We start from the raw sequence: 22,400 nt of genomic DNA, 5'->3' as shown, positions 1-22,400 counted from the left end.
TCTTTAGCATACAGCCGTTATAATACTGGTATTTTAATCACTACTTTGCGGATGTTGCCTTGGCCGATGCCTGGCGCGTGGCCGTCTTCAGGAAAATAGATAACAAATTGTCCCGGATAAATCTTGGTGAAAGCGGTAGGACGATCTACATAAAAGGCAATGTCGTTGTCTTCGTTATAAGGAATCGACTCTTCTTTTAGCTCGCATCCGGCTTTCCATCCTATTTTCTCAACACCAAGCAACGGAGCTTGTATGTCGATATATTTTTTATGGGTTTCGATGGCGGCTTCTGCCTTTTCTTTGCCGAAAAGGCTTGCTATGGATGCTGTTATTTGCTTACCTTCCAGTTCATATTTGCCATCTTCTACTTTCGAAAAATCGGTTGATTTCAGGTAATCGAAAGCTTCTTTGAATAAAGGATGAAGACTTTCAAACCGTGCTGAATTACATAATGAATCTAGTATCATGGTATAATTTTTGTGTTTTTGTTTTTGGTAATTTTGTTGCCAAAGGTAACCATTTTCGGTGTACCTTTGTTATACATAATATAAATAAGGTGTAAAAGGTTATAAAGGATATTATATAATGAAAGACTTGGAAACAAAAGTTCTTCCGGTGTTGGAGATGAGTTGTGCCGTATGTGCCGGTAATGTCGAGAATACCGTAAAAGATTTGGTCGGCGTGGAGAAAGCTACTGTCAACTTTGCTGCCAATACGTTAAATGTAACTTACCATCCCGCTATAATCGATCTTAAACAGATAAGGGCTGCCATACAGGCGGCAGGATATGATCTGGTAATTGAAGAAGGAGATACAGAAGCTATACAGGAAGAAATGTCTCGTAGGCATTATTATAAATTGCGTCGTAATACGATAGGGGCGTGGTTGCTTTCTATTCCTTTGGCTTTGCTCGGTATGGTGTTCATGCATATGCCTTATGCCAACTGGATAATGATGGTACTGGCATTAACAATTATGCTCTTTTTCGGACGGTCATTTTATATAAATGGTGTCCGTCATGCGTTGCACGGGAGTGCCAATATGGACACTTTGGTTGCTTTAAGTACCTCTATAGCATTTGTATTCAGTTTGTTTAATACGGCCTATCCGCAATTCTGGTATGATAGAGGATTGGAACCGCATGTATACTATGAGGCATCCGGTGTAATTATCGCTTTTGTTCTTTTGGGGAAACTATTGGAAGAGCGGGCAAAGAATAGCACTTCTTCGGCCATTAAGGGATTGATGGGACTACAACCTAAAACGGCTCGTCGTGTTATAGACGGGAAAGAGGAAGAAGTACCTATTTCTTTGTTGCAGATAGGAGATGTAATTAGTGTCCGTCCGGGTGAAAAAATTCCTGTAGATGGTACATTGGTACAAGGGGCATCCTCTGTGGATGAAAGCATGCTCAGTGGAGAACCTATTCCTGTGGAAAAAACAAGCGGTGATCGGGTTTTGGCGGGAACTATCAATCAGAAAGGAGCTTTCACGATGGAAGCTACCGGCGTAGGTGGAGCTACGGTTCTGGCTCAGATTGTACAAATGGTGCAGGCAGCTCAGGGTAGTAAAGCTCCGGTTCAACGGATTGTCGATAAGATAAGTGCAGTCTTTGTGCCTGTAGTTGTAGGACTGGCGGTCGTAACGTTTGCGTGTTGGTTGTTGATAGGCGGCAGTAATTATTTCTCGTACGCTTTATTGTCGGCGGTCTCTGTATTGGTGATTGCTTGTCCCTGTGCATTGGGTTTAGCTACTCCAACAGCTCTGATGGTAGGTATAGGCAAAGGTGCCGAGCGGCATATTCTTATTAAAGATGCTTTTGCCTTGGAGAATATGTGTAAAGTGAATACCGTTGTATTGGACAAGACTGGCACTTTAACGGAAGGCATTCCCGAAGTAACGGATTCATTTTGGCCGGAAGGTTCCACACAACGATATTTGGATGTTCTATATACGGCGGAATTGAAGTCGGAACATCCTTTAGCTTCGGCTATTGTGCGTTCTACAGAAGCTTCCGGAGCGCAGACTTGTGATGTGGACAGCTTTGAAAGTATAACAGGCAGAGGAATCCGTGTGAATGTGGATGGCATGACTTACTGGGCTGGCAGTGCGGGGTTCTTGGAATTATTTGGTGCAACCGTATCTCATTTTACATCTGTACATATTGATAATTGGCAACAAGAGGGTAAAAGTGTTGTATATTACGGACGGAATGACGAAGTTCTGGCTGTAATGGCAATTGCCGATCGTATTAAACCGACTTCGGCTGCTGCTGTGAAAGAATTGACTAGGATGGGTATAGAAGTCCATTTACTTACCGGTGATAGTATCAAGACTGCAGAATCTGTAGCGTCTGCTTTAGGTATACGTTATTATAAGGCGGAAGTATTGCCTAATGACAAGGAGGAATATATAAAAGATTTGCAGAAAGCAGGTAAGCAGGTTGCTATGGTGGGTGATGGCATTAACGATTCGCAAGCCCTGGCACGTGCAGACGTTAGTGTTGCTATGGGGAAAGGTACTGATATAGCAATGGATGTAGCTATGGTTACTTTAATAACTTCAGATCTGCTGTTGTTGCCGGAAGCAATCCGTCTTTCCAAAAGTACGGTAAGGCTTATTCATCAAAACCTGTTCTGGGCCTTTATTTATAATTTGATCGGTATTCCCCTGGCTGCCGGAGTTCTGTTTCCTATAAACGGCCTGTTGCTGAATCCGATGCTGGCAAGTGCAGCTATGGCATTTAGTTCGGTATCGGTAGTGCTTAACAGCCTTCGGCTGAAGTGGAGTAAAATATAAACTTAAAAACAAATCGTATTATGTCTACATTGAAATTTAAGACGAATGCCAAATGTGGCGGTTGTGTGTCTGCCATTGGTGATAAGTTAAATAAGATTTTGAACCCGGGCAATTGGTCGATCGACCTGACGAAGCCGGAAAAGTTACTCATTGTAACAACCGAACTTCCTGCTACTACTATTATAGCTGCGGTAACTGAAGCAGGATTTAAGGCCGAACAGCTATTGTAAACGAGATGGTAAAACAACGACAAACCTACGGAGAAGAGCTAGCCAATGTGCTTACCCATGGTGCTGGTATGGTATTTGGGATGATAGCACTTGCTGTCTTAATATATAAAGCCGTTTATAGTGGCGATACATGGGCTATAGGGAGTGTGGCCGTGTATGCTGTATGTATGACGTTATCGTATGTTACTTCTACGCTTTATCATGCATCTGCCCATGCACGGCGTAAACGCCTGTTGAGGCGGTTCGATCATAGCGCTATTTATCTTCATATAGCCGGGACATATACTCCGTTTACATTGCTGGCTTTGCGTAATGAAGGATATTGGGGATGGAGCCTTTTTGCTACGGTTTGGATTGCTGCAATAATAGGAGTGTGGCTTAGCTTCCGCAAGATGAAGAAGAAAGACCATTTGAAAACCGTTTGTTATCTGGCAATGGGATGGGTAGTGGTTATTGCGTTCAAGCCGCTGGTAGATGTTTTCAGGCAAACCGGTTCTATGGATGTATTATACTGGCTTATTGCCGGAGGATTATCGTATACGGTTGGAACCATCTTCTTTTATTTGGATAGCCATAAGTATATGCACTCTATCTGGCACGTGTTTGTGTTGGGCGGATCTGTATGCCATTTCTTTGCTATATACAGCCTGATATAAATATTATTCCGTACTTTTGAGGTACGGAAACTTAAATCTGTTATAATATCATGAAAAAACAATTACTATTCGTGCTGCTTGCTGCCGGTATGTGCTACTTTCAGGAAGCAAAGTCACAAGAATTGCCCTCCGATGTAACGCCAAACTATACGTTGGCCCAACGTTTCACCGAAGATAAACTGAAGAATATGCTTTTCTCAACTACGGTGGATCCGCATTGGTTTCAGAAAGGAAATAGTTTTTGGTATGAGTATAAGACAACCAACGGCACAAACTGGTATGTAGTCAATCCTGCAACGAAGACAAAGCATCCGTTGTTTGATCTTGATAAGCTGGCTTCTGAAGTTACGGAAATAATGAAAACCCCGTTTACATCCCAGCACCTTCCCATACAAAAACTGGAAGCCCAAGCGGATGGTTCTACTTTTACGTTCCAGGTAAAGACCCCGAAAGACTCGGCCTATTTCTCATACAATTATAATACACGCAAACTGACAGAACTGAAAGATAAAAAAGAAGACAAATACCCTGAATGGGCTTCTATTTCTCCGGATGGCAAAACGGTGGTCTATGCCAAGGATATGAATCTGTATCGTATGTCGCGTGAGGATTATGAGAAAATAAAGAAAGACGGGAACGATAAATCCATTACAGAGATTCCTTTGACTACGGATTGTGTAAAGAGTTTCGGCTTTGGCGAACCTCGCAGCTTATTGAATACAGATACGCTTTGTAATGGCAAACGCCGTTATCCGGATGATTTGGTTTGGTCTCCCGACTCCCGCCATTTTGCCATTACACTGACCGATAGCCGTGCCGTTAAGGAGCTTTGGGTTATCAACTCCGTGGCAGAACCCCGTCCTACATTGGAAACCTATAAGTACCAAATGCCGGGAGAGGCAGAAGCTCCTGTTGAATACCTGCTTTTGTTTGACATGGATAATAACAGCTATAAGCAGATTGCTACATCTGCCTATAAAGATCAGACATTGCAGATTGCCCGTAAGCCTTTATTGGAGAAACAACGTGATATGAAGGAACAGTCCCGCTGCTGGGTGGGAGACAATAACCGTTTCTTCGTGACACGTTCGAGCAGGGATTTGCACCGTATTGATATATGCTCATATACGATTGGTGAAAGCGCTATCCGTCCTATAATAGAAGAACGTATGAATACCTATATCGAAGTCCGTCCGCTGGCCGCTATCAACAACGGAAAGGAATTGGTTCATTGGAGCGAACGCGATGGATGGGCGCATCTTTATTTATATGATGATCAGGGTAATCTGAAGAAACGTCTCACTTCCGGCCCCTGGCATGTAGACCAGATATTAAAAGTGGACGAAGCTAAACGCGTAGTCTATTTCCTGGCTAATGGAAAGGAGAAAGACGAGAATCCATATTACGAACATCTCTATCGTGTGAATCTGGATGGTAGCGGATTGCAGTTGATCTCCGCCGGCGATTACTTCCACGAAACCCGTATGGATGACGATTGCCAATACTTTGTAGATAACTATTCACGTGTTAATACTGTTCCGTCTTCCGACTTGTACGACAATACGGGACGTAAAATAATGTCGTTGGAACAGAGTGATTTCTCGCAGATGTTTGCTGCCGGCTATCAGTTTCCGCAACCTTTCAAAGTGAAGGCCGACGATGGCATAACCGACTTGTACGGGGTAATGTACAAACCTTTCGATTTTGATTCGACAAAAGTATATCCTATTATTGATTATGTATATCCCGGTCCACAGGTGGAGGCTACCGTGTACCCGTTTAAGGCCATGACGCCGCGTACCGACCGTTTGGCTCAGGCAGGCTTTATCGTTATCTCTGTTGGTAATCGTGGTGGACATCCCAGTCGCTCCAAATGGTATCACAACTATGGCTACGGCAACCTGCGAGACTATGGACTGGCCGATCAGAAGGCTGCTATCATGCAATTGGCCGACCGGTATAAATTTATTGATATCCATCGCGTAGGTATTCACGGTCATTCGGGTGGCGGATTTATGTCTACGGCGGCTATCCTGCAATATCCGGATTTCTTTAAGGTGGCAGTATCATGTGCCGGCAACCACGACAATAAGATTTACAACCGCTGGTGGAGCGAAACGCATCACGGCGTAAAGGAGGAAGTGACGGACAAAGGCGACACTGCTTTTGTGTACAATATCAAGAGCAACCCTGAAATAGCTAAGCAGCTAAAAGGCCATTTATTGCTTATTCACGGGGATATAGACAACAACGTACACCCGGGTAATACGCTTCGTGTGGTAAATGCTTTGATTCGTGCCAATAAACGTTTCGATATGCTTATTCTTCCGCAGCAACGCCACGGTTTTGGTGATATGAACGAGTATTTCTACTGGCGCCTGGTGGATTATTTCTCGCAGCATTTGCTGGGTACGTCTGAGACATCGGTAGATATACCGAACAGATAACAGACGGCTTACAATTCCAAACTCTTTGGAGTTATAAGTGCAGAGTCTTTGGAGTTATGGGTGCAGAGTCTTTAGAGTTATGGGTGCAAAGTCTTTAGAGTTATGCCTGCAGAGTGTTTGGAATTATGCCTGCAAAGTGTTTGGAATTATCAGTCGAAAAGGAAGGGGGTGTGTCAAAAGTCGGAATTAAGGAACGCAGACTACGCAGACGGAGCGCAGAGAAACGCAGACCGTATTGATTATTAATAAAATCAGTCTGCGTTTTTCTGCGTGTTCTGCGTTATCTGCGTCCGGTAATAGCGTTTTGACACACCCCCTACCTTTTCGTATAAGAAGTTCTTTTTTACAGTCCGCTAAAGTCTACCCCTTCAAATACCAGCGATGGTATCCTCCAGCTTGAAGATGTGCGCGGATCATTGCCTGCCTCTGCCAGATTGCTCCACAAAGTAAGCATGTTTCCTGTAACATTCATTTCGGAAACGGGTTGTGCAAGTTTCCCTTTTTCGACCAGAAAGCCTTCTATACCATATGAGAAATCTCCGGTTGTACTGTTACAGTTACCTCCGTTGAAACCGGTCACAAGGATTGCCTTATCTGCGGATGCAATCAATCCGTTTAAATCTTTGTCACCCGGTTGCAGAGCCAGAATGGAAGGAGAAGCAATAGTTGGTTCCATATCCATCTTGTTTGCCGTGTAGGTATCGATATAATATGTTTTAAGAATACCGTTTTCGAATACAGGCAGTTTCTTGGTTGCCACTCCTTCGCCGTCAAAGTAACGCGCCCCCGATGCCCGGATAAGATGTGGTTCATCCATTAATGTAATCTTTTCTCCGATTACTTGTTGATTCAGTTTATCAAGTAAAAAAGAGTTGCGTTGCTGGATAGAAGAACCATATAGTGCGTCAATTACGGGAGATAGGAGACGGGCCGAGTTCATGTTGTCTACAATCATCGTGTACTTGCCTGATGCTATCTTTTTCTGTCCCAGTTTCCGGAAAACACGTTCAAGGGCTTTTACTCCGATTCCTTCCTTCATTAAAGTATCGTAATAGAGGGAAGAATCATACCAATATGATTCGGGGCGGGCATCGCCTTCGCCGCGGATACTTACGCTTGCCACCAAACTAAAAGACGAACCGCATGCGTCTCCTTCAAAGCCGTTGCTGGCAACCATATATTTAAAGTCCTTTTCATCGCTGTACGAAGAATTGGCAGAGATAATGCGGTCGTCTTTTCCCATCATTTCTTCGCAGGTTTTCATAGCCAGGGCAACTTTGTCGTCCGGTTGGATAGAATCGAATTTGGGATCCAGCAACTGTAAGTCTGCACTGCCTCCTTTATAATAGAGGGAAGCATCCGGCAGGGTGCGTGCTTTATCTTCTGCCAGATAACGGGTAGAGTCGATTCCGTTACGGATAAACTTTTCCAATTCCTGCTTGTCCAGACGGTTCGTAGAAAATGAACCATAACGGCCGTCTACAAACAGGTGGATCACCAAACTGTTTTCCGAAGCCTGTTGCAGGCGGTCTATTTTCATGTCGCGAATTTCGAAAGAGCTGCTCGAACCATTGTACAGACTTACGCGCGATGCCTGGCAACCATTCTTTAACGCATATTCCATAGCCCACTGGGCTAGCTTTTTATTTTCTTTAGTTATCATATTAATTTTCTCCTCCTACAGTAAGTTTGCTAACTAAGGCAGACGGCATGCCACAGGTTACCGGACACGACTGGCCGTCCTTGCCACATGTCCACGTTCCGTTATCCATCTTGTAGTTGTTGCCAACCATTGTGATATTGGCTAGAGCTTTAGGCCCGTTGCCAATAATGTTGATATCTTTGATAGGTTGGGTCAGTTTTCCGTTTTCAATCAGATATCCGTCTTTTACGAAGAATGTAAAGTCGCCGGCGCCAATCTGTACTTGCCCGTTTGTAAAACTGGAAGCGTAAATACCTTTCTTGATTGTAGAGATCATCTCTTCCTCCGTTACGTTTCCGGCTTCCATGTAAGTGGCACGCATACGGGGAATAGGCATCTGACGGAACGATTCGCGACGGCCATTGCCTGTAGAACGGATTCCATAGTGCTTGGCACTGATGCGGTCGTGCAGGTAGCTTGTAAGAATACCTTCTTTTACGATGTATGTCTTTTGCCCTTCTATGCCTTCATCGTCTATATTTACAGAGCCGCGGTTAAACGGAATGGTTCCATCGTCTACCACATTGATATGCTCGTTGCATACTTTCTTATTTAGTTGATCGGAGAAGATGGATGTATTCTTCCTGTTGAAATCGGCTTCAAACGCATGTCCTATCGCTTCATGCAACAAGATACCTGAACCTCCGGCTCCCATTACAACGGGCATTTCTCCACCTTTAGGCTTGATGGCCTGAAAGAGTATAGACGTTTTATCTACTGCTTCTTTGGCTACTTCGTTAATAATATCATCTGCAAGGAATTCTGCTCCCATGCGGAATGCACGTGAGGCATACGAGTTTTCAATCTTACCATTGTCTTCCATAATACATACGGCTCCCAATGTTACCATAGGACGATAATCATAATACATCTGTCCTTCGGAGTTGCAGAACAGTATGTGTGAAGTCATGTCTCCTAATGAAGCCATTACCTTTTGCACCCGTTTGTCTAAAGCAAAAATAGCATCGTTCAGTTTTTGCAGGTAAGGCGTTTTCTCTTTAACAGCAATTTCGTCCCAGGGTGTTTGCACGCCGTAGAAATTGTTGACAATAGGTTCTTCTGTGAGTTTGACAGGACCTTTGGTAGCTGTACTATTTGCAATCCTGGCTGCTGTTTGGGCGGCTTTCAACATATCGTCAAGCGAAATGTTTTCTACGTATGCATAACCTGTCTGATCTCCGGAAAGTACACGTACACCCATTCCAAAGTCTATGTTGGAATAAGCACGGTTTACTGCTCCATCCTGCAAACTGATATTATTGCGGTAAGAGTGTTCAAAGAAAAGATCTGCATAATCTCCTCCTTTTTCCAATGCTGCGGACAGCACTTTTTTCATGTCGTTTTCACTTAAACCGAAATGGTTTAATGCAAATGAGATACCGGCCGCTTTATCAGCAGTGTTACCGGTACAACTTCCTAGAAAAGAGGGGGTCGCTAAAGAGCCAAGCATAACCATACCTCCTGTTTTAATAAAATCACGTCTGTTGTATTTCATATTGTTTTATATGTTACGTTCTTTTGCCCATTTCATTACATTTGCCGGCGGACGTTGTGCTAACAGTTCTTTTTTCATGAAGTCCATATAAGGAGCTACATGGTGGAAGAATTTCTTATAGCCTTTACACAAATAATTCAAGCCGGGTTCGCCGGATGTCGTATGCATGAAGCGGTTTTTGGGACATTCGCCATTGCAGGCAAAGAGGTACTCGCATTCTTTGCATTGTAATGGCAGCTTATCGTGTTTATCTGTTCCGAACTTTAGCTGGCGTTGGCTGTACATCATTCCTGTTAATGTCTGCGTTTGGATATTACCCAATTTATATTCGGGGAAAACAAAGTGGTCGCAGGCATATACATCGCCATTGAACTCCATTACGCCTGCATGTCCACAGTTCTTGGCAAGAGTACAGATTCCGGGTTGCTCGCCTATCCAGTTGGCTAGTGTGGAATCGAACAGTTGGATGTAGTATTTACCCACATCTTCTTTGAGCCATTCATCAAAAATGGTACACAGGAAGTTGCCCCACTTACCGGAGTCTACCGAGAATGATGCTAATTTGATATTCGCATCCTGCTGTTCGGGAGAAGTCAGTTGCGTGCCATCTGCGTGTTGCGAGAGGCGTTCTACAATGGGGGCAAACTGTATGTAACGGCAGTCTATTTCTTTAAAGAAATTGTAAAATTCAAGCGGGTAATCTACATTATAGTCGTTTACCACTGCCATTGCGTTGTATTCCACTCCGTGTTTTTTCAGCAATTCGATGCCTTTCATCACTTTGTAAAAGGAGGGAAGACCTTGCCGGTTTCGGCGGTATTCGTCATGAAACTCCTGTGGCCCGTCGATAGAGACACCTACAAGAAAGTTGTTCTCTTTAAAGAAGCGACACCATTCATCGTTCAGCAACGTTCCGTTTGTCTGGATACAGTTGTCTATCTGCCGGCCGTGGGCATACTTTCGTTGTAGTTCTAGTGCTTTTTTATAGAAGCTGATCGGACGCATTAATGTCTCTCCTCCATGCCAGGTGAAAAGGACTTGCTGCATGGTTTGACATTCCAGATATTCTTGGATAAACTTTTCCAGAAGTTGGTCTGTCATAATATGATTTTTAACTTCAGGGTACAACTTCCCTTTCTCCAGATAGTAACAATACTTACATGCTAAGTTACAAACTGAACCAACCGGCTTCAACATCACGTATACAGGTTTCGCAAACGGTGATATATAGGGATTATCCATAGGTGTTTTTATACGAATATGTATTGAATTACAAAGTTATGAAAAATATTAGATTAGCCTCTCATATACGTAATAAGTTAACCGAAAACAGTGGAATCATTTCTTTTTTATGGTTCGTTTGTAATCTGTTACAAATCCTTCGCATAACCAGTTGGCTAATGCCTGACGGTTGTCGCTAAGCACAAGGCGCTTTTGATCGTCACTGTTTTGTATATTACCCAGTTCTACAAACGCTGATACAGGAACCGTATGGTTGAGTACGTATAGGCTTCGTTTCTCGACTGTCCCTTTAAAACCTCGTCCCGGTTGATGCTTGTTGTACTTGCTGTTGAAAGTGGAACGGAGAGTTTTTGCCAGTTGTTTACTTTGTTCGCTTTTTAAAGAATGATAGAAAAATACATCGGTTTGTTTTCCCTTATGACGACTATCCACATGAATAAAGAGTGCCCGTCGATAAGATTCTTTATCTTTTTTATATAGTCCGTTAATCTTATTGCAACGTTGTTCCAGTCTTCTGAATTGGCTGAAAGGGATTGTGCTGCCCATACAAGTTTCTCGCTTGCTGTTGTTCAGGTATTTGGCGTTGCGTATGCCATCTTTGGGGTCTTGTATTATGATGTGTACTTTTGCTCCTTTCATTAATAAATTTCTGGCTAGCCGGAGCATGATATCGTAGGCATATTCATCTTCATGCAGCTCTGTTTTCCCGACTTTGCCAATAGCGCCCGGATCGGGACCTCCATGGCCGCTTACCAAATAAAAACATGCGTCTTTTAGTTCAGACGATGTTACGTTGTATCGTGCCAGTTCTTTACCGAATAACGGTTCGTAATTTTTGCGCCTGGTAACGGCTGTGTTCTTTTGTAGTGGAGGCAAGGTGTATTTTACACCCATACGCAGGGTGTTACCTTTCCCTAATTTGTTTTTATTTAATTCAATGAACTGTTTGTAATGCTCTTTGCCGGTACGGTTGTGTCGTTTGAGGAATAAAGTAATCCCTTCTCCTGATTTAGGAACTGCTTTCTCTTGTGCGCTTAATGTATATGCTGATATTAAAAATAGAACGATTAATACGAATGTTATCTTTTTAAAGGCCATACCCTGTTTTTTTTGTGCAGTAAAGATACGTATTTCTGTGTTAACAGGAACCAAAATGAATTATTAAAAGGAAAAAGCGCGGAACTATCTTACTGGCTTTTCTGTTTCATAGATATAAGAAATAATTATATTAATCATTTAAAATAAGTTGGTTATGAAAGATTTACTTTTAGGCTTAGGGCTTGGTGTTATTGTTGGGTATATGATCCGCCGTATGGAAGATCATGGTGATTTTGATTGTTTGCATGATGATCTGGATAAATTTGCCGATAAAACGAAACGAGCTGTTAAGAATGCGGTAGATGCCGGTAAAAATCAGGTAGAATATGTTAAAGATAGGGTTGAACATGTTACAGGTGCTGCGAAGAATAGTACATCAAATTAAGTAACGTAATAAATTGTTTTGTGAAGAGAATGCAGGAAGGATACTCCTGCATTCTCTTGTTTCCTTAAAATAGGGTAGTTAGTCTCTTGTATATCTCTTTGGTGATATAAATATCATACGAAGCATCATGAAGTTTTGTAGGGTCAAGCTTTATTCCTAATGTACGTGCTACGGTTTCTTGTTTGAAATCGGTCATGCTTGGACGTTTATCCAATAAGTGCTGGCTGGCTAATACCATTACATCTATCGAGTTTACCCAAAACCACGAATAAAAGAAATTGTCCCCGTTCTGAACGAAAAAAGCTTTTAGAAAATAATTGTCAAAAGAAGCATTGTTATAACCAACAAGGAAAAATTTGTCTTTCTTATCATACTTATCTACATATTTGGACAGCAAGCCTACAAATTTACTATATATTTCCCCCATTGGGGGATAAGACAGTATTTGTTCTTTGGTTACATTGCATATTTTCAGAGCTTCTTCTTCTATATCGCATTTCGGATGGGGGCATACATTGAAGTTGAAAGATTCTTTCGTAACGCCATCTATGATAATTTCTCCACTTAGTTGATGGATTCCGTTACGCCAGTATTTGATACCTGTTGTTTCCAGGTCGAAAAATAGTAGTTTCATAGTATTTGTGCCATGTTAGAAAATATAAATTTTCCGTAAAGGTAAGAATTTTATAGCATCCAATATGGTGCGGCGGGAAAATACAATGATATTATCTGCTACTTTGGTTATAGACAGGAGCGGAAACAACAATGATTTAGAAAAGATCCCGATGGTTTCGAAAAAACATCGGGATCTTTTTATAAAATCATCGGGACGGTTTTAAAATACCTGCATAGCGTTTTTAACTGATGTTACACCAATCAAACGATCATATCTTGTCCCCATCGGGTGATAATATACATAAATTGAATATTCGTTTTCCGTTTGATAGAAATTTCCTTCGATAGGAGCGGTTTCTCCAACAGTTTGCCCATCCGGAACAAACAGATATTGATAGTTGTAACTTCCTTGCTTTAATAATACAGCTTTTTCGTATTGGTTTGTTTCCGGGTTATAGTCCATTTTACTATTGTTGTCTAATACATTATTATATAGCTCTCCGTTTAAATAGACATTCCCTTCAGGGATTTCATCGCAAGCTAATGTGAAGTGAACTATAAAATAATCGGCTTCCGTGTCGGGATCATTACAGTTGCTGCAACGAATAAAAAAGCGTCCGTCCTGATCCTGGTCATACTGGTAACTTTCGCTGGTGCGTTTGTAATCTTTCATAAGTTCCACATTATAATACGGGTTGTGGAAAGTGATATTTTGTATATGCATACCGTTATATTTGTTGCTCAGAAACTCCATACGCCGGTATTCATTTCCTGCTTCAAATATGAGTTTTGGGTTGTTGGAATAGGTGATCTGGTTTTCCAGGATAGACATAGGTTGTAATCCTGTTACTGCATTATCGCGGCGATTGTCTTGGTACACCCATATTTTCAGGTCGGTTTGCGGATAAGGAATTGAAAAGTTTTTGTTGTTGATGGCAAAGCTTACCTGCTGGTGGCTTTGGTTTGTGTCAATGTCAGTGTTGCCACTAACGGAGGCAGAAACCCCAACGATAGGTTCTACAACAGAAAAACAAGCCGTAAATACTATTGCAGCGGGATTATCTTCCTTATATACTGTAAGAGCATAATTCCCTGATACTTTTGGTTGCACATCTTCATTCGGTATAAGAAGACGATAGTTGGTGTATTGTACGGTAGTACCCATTGAATTTGCAAAATCATCGATTGTCATACCTTGAAAACCATTCATGTATTCAATAGGAGAAAGGATAGACTTCGTCCAATCGGCATTACAATGGATCAAAGAATAAGCATAACGTACTCCTCCTGAATTCAATGCATCAAAATTTATTTCTATACGATCTTCTCCATTTAATTCGATACATGGATTAGAAAACATTTCTCCGGCAACCTTTACCTGGAGCGTTTTTATTTGCTTGTTGCTAACGTTTGTATAATACGTCGTTTGTTGTGCTTTCACCGGTATTCCGATGAAGCAGAGTAGCATTATTAGTGTACCAAATACTTTCATTTTCTTTATTATTTCTTTGCCGGTGCAAAATTATGGAATTATTTCTCTAATTATTTCTCTAAACCTGCTTTTAAGCATAAAAAAATGTTTACTTTTGCGGGAAAATTACATATAAACAATTTTAGTTGTATCATGGCAAATGTGATAAAGATTAAAAAGGGTTTAGACATTAATCTGAAGGGCAAAGCTTCGGATGTACTGTTAAACGGAGGAAATAGTGCCACGTATGCTATTGTCCCCGATTATTATAACGGTATTATCCCTAAAGTTGTTGTCAAAGTAGGAGATAAAGTCAAAGCAGGTTCTGTATTAATGATTGACAAGAACCGTCCCGAAATCAAGTTTGGTTCGCCAGTAAGTGGTGAAGTAACTGCCGTAAACCGAGGAGAAAAGCGTAAAGTGCTGAACATTGTTGTAAAGCCGGATGCGCAGATCGAATATGAAGAATTCGGCAAAAAGAATGTAGCCTCGCTGAATGGTGAAGAAGTAAGAGATGCTATCTTGAATGCCGGCTTGTGGCCTTGTATCAAACAACGTCCGTATGACATTGTTGCAACGCCTACCGATTTTCCGCGTGACATTTTTGTTTCTGCGTTTTATTCGGCTCCGTTAGCTCCAGACTTCGATTTTATTATAAAAGGACAAGAAGCTGATTTTCAGACAGGATTGGATGCTCTTGCTAAACTTACCACCGGAAAGGTATATGTTGGAATAAGGAGAGGTTCTTCCGTAAAAGCAAATAATGTTGAAATTATAGAAGTGGAAGGTCCGCACCCTGCAGCTAATGTAGGGGTACAGATTAATCATGTTAAGCCTATTAATAAAGGGGAAGTTGTTTGGACCGTTAATCCTGCTGATGTTATTATGATCGGACGCTTATTTAATAAAGGTGTTGCCGACTTTAGCCGCTTGGTTGCGATAACAGGTTCTGAAACGACAGAAAGAGGATATATCAAAACAATAGCCGGATGTACAATCGAAAGTCTTGTAAAAGGTAAGATATTGAATAATAATGAACATGTTCGTATTATCAGTGGCAATGTATTGACCGGTACTAAGGTTTTGAATGACGGCTATCTGGGTGCATACGATAATCAGATAACTATTATTCCTGAAGGTGATGATACTCATGAGTTCCTGGGTTGGGGTGTTCCCGGTTTTGGAAAGTATAGTACAAGTCATTCTTATCTGACCTGGTTGTCTGGCAAAAACAAAGAATATGTTATAGATGCCCGTATTAAAGGTGGTAAACGTGCCATGATCATGTCTAACGAGTATGATAAAGTATTCCCTATGGATATTTATCCGGAATATCTGTTGAAAGCGATTATTGCTTTTGATATTGATAAGATGGAAAACCTGGGTATATACGAAGTAGCTCCTGAAGATTTTGCTTTATGCGAATTTGTAGATACTTCGAAGATAGAAATACAGAAAATAGTACGCAATGGTCTTGACCTGATGTACAAGGAAATGAATTAATAACATTAAAAATTAGAATACATTGAAAGCGTTAAGGAATTATCTCGACAAGATTAAGCCTAACTTTGAGGAGGGCGGAAAGCTGGCGATGTTCCGTTCTGTGTTTGATGGTTTCGAAACATTTTTGTTTGTTCCGAATACAACATCAAAATCAGGCGTACATATTCATGACAGTATTGACTCAAAGCGCACAATGATAGTTGTTGTGATTGCTTTGTTGCCTGCTTTGCTTTTTGGTATGTATAATGTCGGCTATCAGCATAACTTGGCAGTAGGTGCTGATCCCGGATTTTGCATGACTTTTATTTTTGGTCTTTTGGCCGTATTGCCTAAGATCATTGTTTCGTATGTAGTTGGTTTGGGTATAGAATTTGCTGTTGCTCAGGCTAAGAAGGAGGAAATTCAGGAAGGTTTCCTTGTATCCGGTATCTTGATCCCGATGATTGTTCCGGTGGATACTCCACTGTGGATGATTGCTGTAGCTACTGCATTTGCTGTAATATTTGCTAAGGAAGTATTTGGAGGTACAGGTTATAATGTATTTAATGTGGCATTAGTAACCCGCGCATTCTTGTTCTTTGCTTATCCGGCAGCAATGTCCGGCGATCAGGTTTGGGTTCGTACCGCTGATACGTTTGGAATTGGAGGCGGTCAGGTTGTAGACGGATTCTCCGGTGCAACTCCATTAGGTCAGATTGCTGTTGCTCCGAATGATATGGTTGGTTCTTTCCAAGCCGTTGATGTTTTGGGACATCCGCTTACAACTATGGATGCATTTATCGGATTGATACCGGGTTCTATCGGTGAAACTTCTGTTTTGGCTATTTTAATTGGAGCAGCCATCTTATTAATTACAAAGATTGCTAGTTGGAAAACTATGATTTCTGTATTTGTTGGTGGAGCATTCATGGCTGCAATATTTAATATGATCGGTAGTACGGTAGCAATGGCTGTGACTCCTCTTGATCATTTGTTTTTAGGAGGTTTTGCTTTTGGTGCTGTGTTTATGGCAACAGACCCTGTAACATCAGCCCGTACGGAAACAGGTAAATATATCTACGGTTTCCTTGTTGGTGTTATGGCTATTATTATCCGTGCATTGAATCCTGGTTATCCTGAAGGTATGATGTTGGCTATCTTGCTGATGAACGTATTTGCTCCGTTGATCGATTATTATGTAGTGGAAGCTAATATTACCCACAGATTGAAACGTAGTATTACAATGAATAAATAAGAAGGAGTATGGCTACAAAGAAATTTAGATGTAAAGTATGTGGCTATGTCCACGAAGGAGATAAGGCGCCTGACGTGTGTCCTATTTGTGCAGCTCCTGCTTCAGAATTTGAAGAAGTAAAGGCTGAGAAGAAAGGAATAGACCGTAATAGTAATGCTTATACTATAATATATGCATCCGTAATGGTTGTATTAGTTGCAGTTGTGCTGGCTTTTACTTCTCAATCCCTGAGATCTTTCCAGCAAAAGAATGAAGAAAACGATAAGAGACAACAGATTCTTCGTTCTATTAATGTAACGGTTCCTGCTTCTGAAGCCGAAGCCAAATATAATGAATTGATTAAGGAAGCATTCTTAGTTAATGAAAATGGTGAAAAAGTAGAAGGTGACGCATTTAGCGCTGATGTGGTGAAAGCAGCAGCAGAACATGAGTATCCGGTATTTATTGCAAATGTAGACGGTAAAACCAAATATATTCTGGCTTTGCACGGTGCAGGGCTTTGGGGACCGCTTTGGGGTTACATCTCTTTGGACCAGGATAAGAATACAGTTTATGGCGCAGACTTTAGCCACCAGGGAGAAACTCCGGGTCTGGGTGCTGAAATTTCTAAGCCTGCGTTCAGCAAAGAGTTTGTTGGTAAACATATTTTTGTAGATGGTGTATTCAAGTCAATTGCTGTTGTCAAACCAGGAAAGAGTGTTGCCGGTCAGGATTATATTGACGGCATCTCCGGTGGTACAATTACAAGTAAAGGTGTTGATGCCATGTTGTTCAATAGTTTGAATGGCTATGTTAAGTTTTTAACTTCACAAAATCAGTAAAAAATGGGATTATTATCTAATAAGAATAAGGAAACGTTGTTAGGCCCGTTGAGTGCAAACAACCCCGTTATCGTTCAGATGCTGGGTATATGTTCTGCATTGGCTGTAACATCAAAACTGGAGCCGGCTATTGTAATGGGTATTTCAGTAACGGCTGTCGTGGCTTTTGCCAATGTAATTATATCACTGCTTCGTAATACGATTCCTAATCGTATACGTATTATTGTTCAGTTGGTAGTTGTTGCGGCTTTGGTAACAATCGTAAGTGAAGTTCTGAAGGCTTTTGCTTATGATGTCAATAAGCAATTGTCTGTATTTGTAGGTTTGATTATCACAAACTGTATTCTGATGGGACGTTTGGAAGCATTTGCTTTGGGTAATGGTCCGTGGGAATCTTTTCTGGACGGTATCGGTAATGGTTTAGGATATGCGTTGATTCTGATTATTGTTGGATTCTTTCGTGAATTACTTGGTTCTGGTACATTGCTGGGCTTCCAGGTTATCCCGCAGGCATTTTATGACTTCGGCTATGTAAACAACGGGTTGATGATTCTGCCTCCTATGGCCCTGATCGTTGTCGCCGTAATTATATGGGTTCACCGTTCACGTAACAAAGAACTACAGGAAAATTAAGAAACCATTAAACAGAAAATAGAATGGAACAATATTTAAGCACATTTGTCCGCTCAATCTTTGTTGACAACATGATTTTCGCATACTATTTGGGTATGTGTTCGTTCGTGGCTGTTTCTAAGAATGTGAAGACTGCTTTAGGATTAGGTATGGCGGTAACATTCATCCTTGTTTGTACATTGCCTATTAACTATATGCTTGAGAACTATGTATTGAAAGAAGGAGCGCTTAGTTGGTTAGGGGCTGATTTTCAGAATGTAAATCTGAGCTTCCTCTCATTTATCCTCTTTATTGCTACAATCGCTTCTTTTACACAGTTAGTTGAAATGGCTGTCGAAAAATTTTCACCGTCATTATATGCATCATTGGGTATATTTTTACCTCTGATCGCTGTAAACTGTGCTATCTTGGGTGGTTCGTTGTTTATGCAGCAGAAAGCATTCCCTAACGTGGGAGTTGCTACTGTTTATGGCTTAGGTTCTGGTATCGGATGGATGCTGGCTATTGTTGGTATGGCTGCAATCCGTGAGAAATTGACTTACTCAGATATCCCTAAACCATTGAAAGGTCTGGGTATTACCTTTATCATTACAGGTCTGATGGGTATTGCATTTATGTGCTTCTCCGGACTTAAGATCTAAGTATTAACGCATTAAATCAGAAATAAAGATGACTTTATTAATGTCTGGCGGACTTACTATTGCAACAGGGGCAGTTGTATTCCTTTTGGTTACACTGATCCTTGTAGGTGCATTGTTGTACGCTAAAGCAAAATTGGTACCGTCCGGTAATGTGAAGCTGGAGGTAAATGGGGAAAAAGAAATAGAAACTCCTATAGGTGGAACGCTGCTTGGCGCTTTGCAGAGTGGCGGTATTTTCTTGTCGTCAGCTTGTGGTGGTGGTGGTAAATGTGGACAGTGCCGTGCTCAGGTTATTGAAGGCGGTGGTGAAATTTTGCCAACAGAAAAGGGATTTTTCTCTCGTAAGCAGGTGAAAGATAATTGGCGTTTGGCATGCCAGTGTAAAGTAAAGGAAAATATGACTGTTCAGGTTCCGGATGAAGTATTCGGTGTTAAAGAATGGGAATGTGAAGTTATCAGCAATAAGAACGTTGCTACTTTTATCAAAGAATTTATCGTTGCTTTGCCGAAGGGAGAACACATGGACTTTATTCCGGGTTCTTATGCCCAGATTAAGATTCCTGCTTATTCTATGGACTATGACAAGGATATAGATAAGAACTTAATTGGCGACGAATATATGGGAGCCTGGAAAAACTTTGGTTTATTCGGCTTGAAATGTAAGAATGACGAGCCGACTATCCGTGCTTATTCAATGGCTAACTATCCGGCAGAAGGCGATCGTATCATGTTGACTGTACGTATTGCTACTCCGCCGTTCAAACCGAAAGATCAGGGTCCTGGATTCCAGGATGTAATGCCAGGTATCGCGTCTTCTTATATTTTTACCCTGAAGCCGGGTGATAAAGTGACTATGAGCGGCCCTTATGGTGATTTCCACCCGATTTTCAACTCTAAGCGCGAAATGATGTGGATTGGTGGTGGTGCCGGTATGGCTCCTCTACGTGCTCAGATTATGCATATGACGAATACTTTGAAGACTACGGATCGTAAGATGTCGTACTTCTACGGTGCCCGTGCATTGAATGAAGTATTTTATTTGGAGGACTTCCTGTCAATTGAAAAGGAATTTCCTAATTTTACATTCCATTTGGCATTGGATCGTCCGGATCCTGCTGCAGATGCTGCAGGTGTAAAATATACGGCAGGTTTTGTTCATCAGGTAATTTATGATACTTATTTGAAGGATCATGAAGCTCCTGAAGATATAGAATACTATATGTGCGGTCCGGGCCCAATGTCAAAAGCTGTAGAAAATATGCTTGATAATCTGGGTGTTCCGCGTGAGATGTTACACTTCGATGATTTCGGAGCTTAAAGATAAATCACGGTTTATTTATTACGGGGAAAGGAGAACATTCTTTCCCCGTTTTTGTTTCTAAAAAAAGCACATTACCAGATGTTTTTTTGCGGAAAAAGAAAATAAATTACCTTATTCTCCAAAAAACATGAAATATAATGCAGCGTTTAGCGTTATAATTACATCTAAGCTAATGTAGATTTAAAAGAAGTAGACATGAAGCCGTTGATATTATCATTTTTTGTAGTGTTATTGGGTTATTCTTTATTCTTTGATAAGGAGAAAGATATGAAACTACGTACTCCGGAACAGGTTATTACTACTACACCTGAAGCCATGAGATATGAATATAAATCAGATTCTATCGAGTTATATGCAAAGAAAATGAATTTGAATATACTGAAGATGATGGAAAAAAATAGTTTTTTTAATTAAAAACATCTTTTTGGTCAAATATTATTTGCTTGATAAATAAATATTGCTATGTTTGTTGCAATTTAATTAGTAACGTACAAAATATGCAATATTTTTCAACTCAATATATTCAAGATTCTCTGTGGTTTACTGTTTTGTCTATTGTGCAGAGTTTTATTTTGATACTATTCCCTTTCCCCGGACTGGAATTCCAAAATAAAACTTTCTCTTCTGAAACTATTTTCGTTTTTTCCGGAAAAGTAACAATCCGCGTTTTTTTGTCAGATATCTTTTTTAGGAAAAGCTATTTGCCTCCTCCTTATCAATGGTTGGGCTGACGAACCCTTATCCGTCTACAGTTTATGCGTTGAAGGATAAGGGGAGAGTCATTTTATAATGTGAATATTCTGTCTTTTTTTAAGGATAGAAAGTTTTTTATTTCCCCAAATCAGTATATTCGGGTATATCTTCCAGGAAAGTATATGTTTGTGTGTTGTAGTTAATTTTGCAACAGAAGTGGTGTATACCATTACTTACTGTCAGGTATTCTACCTTTAAAGCCATATTGTATCTTGCAATTTGGTCAAATACTTCTTTCGTTATTTCTATGTGAGGAGCTTTATATTCTATGATCATTAAAGGAATTAAAAAACGATTGTAGATTACTGTATCACAACGTTTTGACGTGTTGTTCAGTTTGATGGAAACTTCATTGGCCAAAAGTTCATGTGGAAACCCTTTTGTAGTAAAAAGATAATTAACAAAGTGTTGCCGTACCCATTCTTCTGGAGTGAGAGCTACGTATTTGCGTCTTACAATATCCAAAATCATGCGCTTCCCTTCTTTTTCAGCTATATTGACAGCGAATGTTGGTAAATTTAACGAGAGCATTTACTATATTTGCTAATTGATATTTTACCATCAAAGGTAGTTATTTATGAAAACAAAACAAGAAATCGTAGAAAATTGGTTGCCTCGATATACAGAGCGGAGGCTGGAAGACTTTACTAAGTATATTCTTCTGACGAATTTTACTAAATATGTCGAGATATTTGCTGATCATTTTAAAGTCCCGATTTTAGGATTGAAAAGTTCAATGCCTAACGCTTCGGCAGAAGGTATTACTATCATTAATTTTGGAATGGGGAGTGCGAATGCTGCAACTATAATGGATTTATTATCAGCTATAAAACCGAAGGCTGTATTATTTTTAGGCAAGTGTGGTGGCCTGAAAAAAGCAAATAACTTAGGAGATTACGTTCTTCCTATAGCTGCCATTCGGGGTGAAGGTACTTCTAATGAATATTTGCCGCCGGAAGTTCCTTCATTACCGGCATTTTCCATGTTACGTGCTATTTCATCCGCCATCCGTGATAAAGGGCGCGATTACTGGACGGGGACAGTATATACTACGAATCGTAGGGTTTGGGAGTACGATAGGGATTTTAAGGATTATCTGCGTTCAACACACGCTACAGGCATTGATATGGAAACTGCAACATTACTTACCGCCGGTTTTGCCAATGAAATACCGACTGGCGCTTTACTTATGATTTCTGATAAACCAATGGATGAAGGAGGGGTAAAAACCGAGGAAAGTGACCGGAAAGTGACACAAAGCTTTGTAGGTGAACATGTCTTGTTGGGAATAGAGGCTTTGTTACAGATAATAAATGGAAAGAAAACAATTCGTCATATTCGTTTCAGCTGGTAA

21 protein-coding genes are annotated in these 22,400 nt (G+C 40.8%); 13 read left to right on the top strand and 8 right to left on the bottom strand.

Features of this window, described 5'->3' with window-relative positions:
- Window positions 1–17 precede the first annotated feature (17 nt).
- On the bottom strand, window positions 18–467 hold the full coding sequence (locus ACYIB7_RS08430; RefSeq protein WP_103982515.1) for a NanQ anomerase/TabA/YiaL family protein: 450 nt from the start codon (window positions 465–467) through the stop codon (window positions 18–20).
- 118 nt (window positions 468–585) lie between these two features.
- On the opposite strand from ACYIB7_RS08430, the gene ACYIB7_RS08425 reads away from it, so the two are divergent.
- From ACYIB7_RS08425 to ACYIB7_RS08410, 4 genes are read left to right on the top strand one after another with little or no spacing between them, the layout of a single operon-like run.
- A complete protein-coding gene (locus tag ACYIB7_RS08425; RefSeq protein WP_480336755.1) occupies window positions 586–2,799 on the top strand; it encodes a heavy metal translocating P-type ATPase in 2,214 nt (737 codons plus the stop codon).
- Window positions 2,800–2,819: 20 nt separating this feature from the next.
- Window positions 2,820–3,029: a heavy-metal-associated domain-containing protein gene (locus ACYIB7_RS08420; RefSeq protein WP_099465315.1), complete on the top strand. Its 210-nt coding sequence runs from the start codon at window positions 2,820–2,822 to the stop codon at window positions 3,027–3,029.
- A gap of 5 nt (window positions 3,030–3,034) precedes the next feature.
- Window positions 3,035–3,685: a PAQR family membrane homeostasis protein TrhA gene (gene trhA, locus ACYIB7_RS08415; RefSeq protein ID WP_455627795.1), complete on the top strand. Its 651-nt coding sequence runs from the start codon at window positions 3,035–3,037 to the stop codon at window positions 3,683–3,685.
- A 50-nt stretch (window positions 3,686–3,735) separates the two neighbouring features.
- Window positions 3,736–6,132, top strand: coding sequence for a S9 family peptidase (locus ACYIB7_RS08410; RefSeq protein ID WP_480336754.1), 2,397 nt, complete (start codon window positions 3,736–3,738; stop codon window positions 6,130–6,132).
- A gap of 343 nt (window positions 6,133–6,475) precedes the next feature.
- Here the strand turns inward: ACYIB7_RS08410 and ACYIB7_RS08405 are convergent, their stop codons facing one another.
- The 4 genes from ACYIB7_RS08405 to ACYIB7_RS08390 form a co-directional block, all read right to left on the bottom strand.
- Entirely contained in the window at window positions 6,476–7,795 is a 1,320-nt protein-coding gene (locus ACYIB7_RS08405) for a TldD/PmbA family protein (protein ID WP_103982511.1), read from the bottom strand.
- Between the two features lies 1 nt (window position 7,796).
- Window positions 7,797–9,329, bottom strand: coding sequence for a TldD/PmbA family protein (locus ACYIB7_RS08400; protein ID WP_480336752.1), 1,533 nt, complete (start codon window positions 9,327–9,329; stop codon window positions 7,797–7,799).
- A gap of 6 nt (window positions 9,330–9,335) precedes the next feature.
- Complete coding sequence (locus ACYIB7_RS08395) at window positions 9,336–10,571, bottom strand: anaerobic sulfatase-maturation protein (protein WP_480336751.1); 1,236 nt, start codon at window positions 10,569–10,571, stop codon at window positions 9,336–9,338.
- 96 nt (window positions 10,572–10,667) lie between these two features.
- A complete protein-coding gene (locus tag ACYIB7_RS08390) occupies window positions 10,668–11,669 on the bottom strand; it encodes an N-acetylmuramoyl-L-alanine amidase family protein (RefSeq protein ID WP_103982532.1) in 1,002 nt (333 codons plus the stop codon).
- Between the two features lie 154 nt (window positions 11,670–11,823).
- On the opposite strand from ACYIB7_RS08390, the gene ACYIB7_RS08385 reads away from it, so the two are divergent.
- Window positions 11,824–12,054 (top strand): hypothetical protein, encoded by a 231-nt coding sequence (locus ACYIB7_RS08385; protein WP_099465309.1) that lies wholly within the window; start codon window positions 11,824–11,826, stop codon window positions 12,052–12,054.
- A 64-nt stretch (window positions 12,055–12,118) separates the two neighbouring features.
- On the opposite strand, the gene ACYIB7_RS08380 is transcribed toward ACYIB7_RS08385, so the two are convergent.
- Together ACYIB7_RS08380 and ACYIB7_RS08375 are read right to left on the bottom strand one after the other, a co-directional pair.
- Window positions 12,119–12,688 (bottom strand): 3'-5' exonuclease, encoded by a 570-nt coding sequence (locus ACYIB7_RS08380; RefSeq protein ID WP_480336748.1) that lies wholly within the window; start codon window positions 12,686–12,688, stop codon window positions 12,119–12,121.
- Between the two features lie 201 nt (window positions 12,689–12,889).
- The gene (locus ACYIB7_RS08375) at window positions 12,890–14,161 is read right to left on the bottom strand and encodes a type IX secretion system plug protein (protein WP_103982507.1); all 1,272 of its coding nucleotides are present in this window, start codon (window positions 14,159–14,161) and stop codon (window positions 12,890–12,892) included.
- 132 nt (window positions 14,162–14,293) lie between these two features.
- Here ACYIB7_RS08375 and ACYIB7_RS08370 point away from each other — a divergent pair, with 132 nt between their 5' ends.
- The 7 genes from ACYIB7_RS08370 to ACYIB7_RS08340 all read left to right on the top strand — a co-directional run bounded on the left by ACYIB7_RS08370 (window position 14,294) and on the right by ACYIB7_RS08340 (window position 20,707).
- A complete protein-coding gene (locus tag ACYIB7_RS08370) occupies window positions 14,294–15,643 on the top strand; it encodes a Na(+)-translocating NADH-quinone reductase subunit A (protein ID WP_103982506.1) in 1,350 nt (449 codons plus the stop codon).
- A 22-nt stretch (window positions 15,644–15,665) separates the two neighbouring features.
- Complete coding sequence (locus tag ACYIB7_RS08365; protein ID WP_480336746.1) at window positions 15,666–16,877, top strand: NADH:ubiquinone reductase (Na(+)-transporting) subunit B; 1,212 nt, start codon at window positions 15,666–15,668, stop codon at window positions 16,875–16,877.
- A gap of 8 nt (window positions 16,878–16,885) precedes the next feature.
- Window positions 16,886–17,698: an NADH:ubiquinone reductase (Na(+)-transporting) subunit C gene (nqrC, locus tag ACYIB7_RS08360; RefSeq protein ID WP_103982505.1), complete on the top strand. Its 813-nt coding sequence runs from the start codon at window positions 16,886–16,888 to the stop codon at window positions 17,696–17,698.
- Window positions 17,699–17,701: 3 nt separating this feature from the next.
- Window positions 17,702–18,331 (top strand): NADH:ubiquinone reductase (Na(+)-transporting) subunit D, encoded by a 630-nt coding sequence (locus tag ACYIB7_RS08355; RefSeq protein WP_099465303.1) that lies wholly within the window; start codon window positions 17,702–17,704, stop codon window positions 18,329–18,331.
- 23 nt (window positions 18,332–18,354) lie between these two features.
- Entirely contained in the window at window positions 18,355–18,972 is a 618-nt protein-coding gene (nqrE, locus tag ACYIB7_RS08350; RefSeq protein WP_099465302.1) for an NADH:ubiquinone reductase (Na(+)-transporting) subunit E, read from the top strand.
- 28 nt (window positions 18,973–19,000) lie between these two features.
- Complete coding sequence (gene nqrF, locus ACYIB7_RS08345; protein ID WP_103982504.1) at window positions 19,001–20,290, top strand: NADH:ubiquinone reductase (Na(+)-transporting) subunit F; 1,290 nt, start codon at window positions 19,001–19,003, stop codon at window positions 20,288–20,290.
- Between the two features lie 198 nt (window positions 20,291–20,488).
- Complete coding sequence (locus tag ACYIB7_RS08340; protein ID WP_103982503.1) at window positions 20,489–20,707, top strand: hypothetical protein; 219 nt, start codon at window positions 20,489–20,491, stop codon at window positions 20,705–20,707.
- Window positions 20,708–21,121: 414 nt separating this feature from the next.
- On the opposite strand, the gene ACYIB7_RS08335 is transcribed toward ACYIB7_RS08340, so the two are convergent.
- A complete protein-coding gene (locus tag ACYIB7_RS08335; RefSeq protein ID WP_103982501.1) occupies window positions 21,122–21,577 on the bottom strand; it encodes a type I restriction enzyme HsdR N-terminal domain-containing protein in 456 nt (151 codons plus the stop codon).
- A gap of 46 nt (window positions 21,578–21,623) precedes the next feature.
- Here ACYIB7_RS08335 and ACYIB7_RS08330 point away from each other — a divergent pair, with 46 nt between their 5' ends.
- Complete coding sequence (locus tag ACYIB7_RS08330) at window positions 21,624–22,400, top strand: AMP nucleosidase (protein WP_099465297.1); 777 nt, start codon at window positions 21,624–21,626, stop codon at window positions 22,398–22,400.

This window comes from Parabacteroides sp. KHUB-03 (assembly GCF_056640975.1).
Note: the sequence above shows the minus strand (reverse complement) of the source record. Positions and strands in the feature narration are given on the sequence as shown.

Bases quoted from the DNA above. Each gene is read 5' to 3' on its own strand.
- ACYIB7_RS08335 (WP_103982501.1), bottom strand. From the start codon at position 21,577: ATGCTCTCGTTAAATTTACCAACATTCGCTGTCAATATAGCTGAAAAA.
- ACYIB7_RS08370 (WP_103982506.1), top strand. From the start codon at position 14,294: ATGGCAAATGTGATAAAGATTAAAAAGGGTTTAGACATTAATCTGAAG.
- ACYIB7_RS08390 (WP_103982532.1), bottom strand. From the start codon at position 11,669: ATGGCCTTTAAAAAGATAACATTCGTATTAATCGTTCTATTTTTAATA.
- ACYIB7_RS08380 (WP_480336748.1), bottom strand. From the start codon at position 12,688: ATGAAACTACTATTTTTCGACCTGGAAACAACAGGTATCAAATACTGG.
- nqrF (WP_103982504.1), top strand. From the start codon at position 19,001: ATGACTTTATTAATGTCTGGCGGACTTACTATTGCAACAGGGGCAGTT.
- trhA (WP_455627795.1), top strand. From the start codon at position 3,035: ATGGTAAAACAACGACAAACCTACGGAGAAGAGCTAGCCAATGTGCTT.
- ACYIB7_RS08385 (WP_099465309.1), top strand. From the start codon at position 11,824: ATGAAAGATTTACTTTTAGGCTTAGGGCTTGGTGTTATTGTTGGGTAT.
- nqrC (WP_103982505.1), top strand. From the start codon at position 16,886: ATGGCTACAAAGAAATTTAGATGTAAAGTATGTGGCTATGTCCACGAA.
- ACYIB7_RS08420 (WP_099465315.1), top strand. From the start codon at position 2,820: ATGTCTACATTGAAATTTAAGACGAATGCCAAATGTGGCGGTTGTGTG.
- ACYIB7_RS08400 (WP_480336752.1), bottom strand. From the start codon at position 9,329: ATGAAATACAACAGACGTGATTTTATTAAAACAGGAGGTATGGTTATG.
- ACYIB7_RS08430 (WP_103982515.1), bottom strand. From the start codon at position 467: ATGATACTAGATTCATTATGTAATTCAGCACGGTTTGAAAGTCTTCAT.
- ACYIB7_RS08410 (WP_480336754.1), top strand. From the start codon at position 3,736: ATGAAAAAACAATTACTATTCGTGCTGCTTGCTGCCGGTATGTGCTAC.
- ACYIB7_RS08355 (WP_099465303.1), top strand. From the start codon at position 17,702: ATGGGATTATTATCTAATAAGAATAAGGAAACGTTGTTAGGCCCGTTG.
- ACYIB7_RS08330 (WP_099465297.1), top strand. From the start codon at position 21,624: ATGAAAACAAAACAAGAAATCGTAGAAAATTGGTTGCCTCGATATACA.
- ACYIB7_RS08425 (WP_480336755.1), top strand. From the start codon at position 586: ATGAAAGACTTGGAAACAAAAGTTCTTCCGGTGTTGGAGATGAGTTGT.
- ACYIB7_RS08375 (WP_103982507.1), bottom strand. From the start codon at position 14,161: ATGAAAGTATTTGGTACACTAATAATGCTACTCTGCTTCATCGGAATA.
- ACYIB7_RS08395 (WP_480336751.1), bottom strand. From the start codon at position 10,571: ATGGATAATCCCTATATATCACCGTTTGCGAAACCTGTATACGTGATG.
- ACYIB7_RS08340 (WP_103982503.1), top strand. From the start codon at position 20,489: ATGAAGCCGTTGATATTATCATTTTTTGTAGTGTTATTGGGTTATTCT.
- nqrE (WP_099465302.1), top strand. From the start codon at position 18,355: ATGGAACAATATTTAAGCACATTTGTCCGCTCAATCTTTGTTGACAAC.
- ACYIB7_RS08405 (WP_103982511.1), bottom strand. From the start codon at position 7,795: ATGATAACTAAAGAAAATAAAAAGCTAGCCCAGTGGGCTATGGAATAT.